At 39.3% G+C, this 2,122-nt stretch carries 4 protein-coding genes; all 4 read left to right on the forward strand.

All coding sequences use genetic code 11. From position 1 onward, the window contains the following. A partial coding sequence (locus tag JMW94_RS14610; protein ID WP_227685545.1) for a phage/plasmid replication protein, II/X family occupies nt 1-380 on the forward strand: 380 nt, incomplete at its 5' end. Between the two features lie 507 nt (nt 381-887). Beyond that, nucleotides 888-1,085 carry a hypothetical protein gene (locus JMW94_RS14615; protein ID WP_201604889.1) on the forward strand — a complete coding sequence of 66 codons (198 nt, stop codon included), beginning with the start codon at nt 888-890 and terminating at the stop codon, nt 1,083-1,085. Continuing rightward, complete coding sequence (locus tag JMW94_RS14620; protein ID WP_201604890.1) at nt 1,078-1,365, forward strand: hypothetical protein; 288 nt, start codon at nt 1,078-1,080, stop codon at nt 1,363-1,365. Before JMW94_RS14615 ends, JMW94_RS14620 begins: the two co-directional genes overlap by 8 nt. Further along, the coding region (locus JMW94_RS14625; RefSeq protein ID WP_201604891.1) for a phage/plasmid replication protein, II/X family at nt 1,365-2,122 on the forward strand (758 nt) is incomplete at its 3' end. The genes JMW94_RS14620 and JMW94_RS14625, both read left to right, overlap by 1 nt.

The raw sequence follows: 2,122 nt of genomic DNA on the forward strand, positions 1-2,122 counted from the left end.
AAGCATTAAGAGAATGGGGTCTAAACGAGGCTTGCAATTGGACGATAGATACGCCTAAAATGTTACTCTTACAAGTCGTTAGGACTTTAGATATGAGTAATAATTTTAAGCTATCCGATAAAGTACTGGATTCACTACCCCGAAAACTACGTACTTATTACAAGCTCTGGCTCTATGGTGAAGATTTGCGCCAAGAAATGACCAGACCTACCTTCTACCGTATTAGAAAGCAGCTACAAGCATATGACATAGATATTGCGTTGGTTCGTGATGTTGAGAAGGTCGCTGATAATGTTATTCCTCTGATCCGAATTTTAGAAGCTGAGCCAGTTGGTATACCTGATTGGGCGCATGAGCAAGGTCTTGTTGCTTGCGCTTGATAGTAAACAACCGATTACGCCCCCTCATGGGGGTTTTTTATTGTCTGTTAATTGTTCCAATGGCTCATGCTGAAGTGCTAACAATGCAAAGTCATAAGTCCCCTCGCCCTTTAGTTACAGTCTTTTGATAAATGACGATAGAGATTCCTCAATTATTAGCCTGTAGCGGTCAATAACATCTTTTCGTTATTGACTAGCGTTAAGGCATACCGCGATGCAGAAACTGTCAATAAACCAAAGATGACGATAGAGCTGAACGACGACGAGGAGGCGACGACGAGGAGGAGGTGGCTCTGAGGATTACACGTTACTAGTAATACGTGTAATTTGTCTCAAAATGATAACTCCATTGCAGACCTCTATTGCCTTTCAATCCTTGTTCCTTATGGCTTGTAGCCGTTTTAGGGGGGGGTGTGGAATTTGTCTCACTTTTTTGACGTATTTGTTGCTTATCTAACATTCTGATGCTACTATAATCAAAATAGTTACTCCTAATAGGATACGGATATGCCAAAAATGATTTCTTTAAATATGGACTACAATACCTTAGATTGTCTTAATCTTGCCGTTAGTAACCTTAGAGAAGATATAAACAAAGGTGAGCTTGTGTTGTCTGATGATATGGCTGATGACTTCATTACTGAGATTGGTCAATTAGAATATCTTATCTCTGTTGCCTATGAGGAGTTAAAGACTAGTGCCTAGCCAAAAACCACGAATTGCTCTTACTGTTGATGAAGATTTACACACTATCTTAGAAGATTTGTCTCGACTTACTAAAACGCCAAAATCCAAAATAATCGTAGATATTCTCAAAGATGCCGCGCCACACCTCCAAGAGCTAGTTACAGCACTTAAAGCGGTTGAAGAAAAAAAAGACTCAAAAGATGCCATTGCGATCCTTTCCAGATTATCCGCCCTCGCTAATGAGCAAGTAGCTACAGTAAATAGAGAAATGGCAAATCTATATAGCGAGAAAAAATAATGATTGATTGGGTTACAGCAAAGCTCCCTTGTGATAATAGTCTACGCGGTGGCTGCATAGCCAAGCTAGATGCTGATGGCAATGTTGAGTGGTTGAGTGAGTCTTGGTTGCCTGTTACTGGTTCTTATGAAATGAATTTTATGATTAAGTCACTGACACCCCAAACAATACAAGTCTCTGGTAACCCTTCAAAATGGCTGCAAGGTCACAATCTATTTGGTACTAATGACCTTGTATCCCTTATGTCAAAGTTTTTTTCCCAACTATACGAAATAATGGCTGATGATGGTTTAAGCCCTACCATTGAACAATTAGATGCTATTAACGAAGGTCGTTATACAGTCTCTAGGGTAGATGTAAACGAAACATGGTTCTTGAAAAATCAATATGATGTCAAAGCCTGGATTAGAGCAGCAGGACAAAAGATAAGCATGCCCTATCGTGGTAAAGGTGTTTTTAGCGGTGATACTCTTTACTGGGGTAAAGGTTCTAAGTTCTCTTACCTAAAGTGTTACTCCAAAGGTGATGAAATAAACAGCAAAAAAAGTAATTACCCCGATGAACTAAGAACACCACAAATGCTTGAATATGCTGATAGGTCATTGCGCTTAGAGCTTGTTATATGTTCCAAAGCATTAAGAGAATGGGGTCTAAACGAGGCTTGCAATTGGACGATAGATACGCCTAAAATGTTACTCTTACAAGTCGTTAGGACTTTAGATATGAGTAATAATTTTAAGCTATCCGATAAAGTACT

Origin of the sequence: Psychrobacter immobilis, from assembly GCF_904846185.1 — a bacterium.
GTDB classification, from domain to species: domain Bacteria; phylum Pseudomonadota; class Gammaproteobacteria; order Pseudomonadales; family Moraxellaceae; genus Psychrobacter; species Psychrobacter immobilis_B.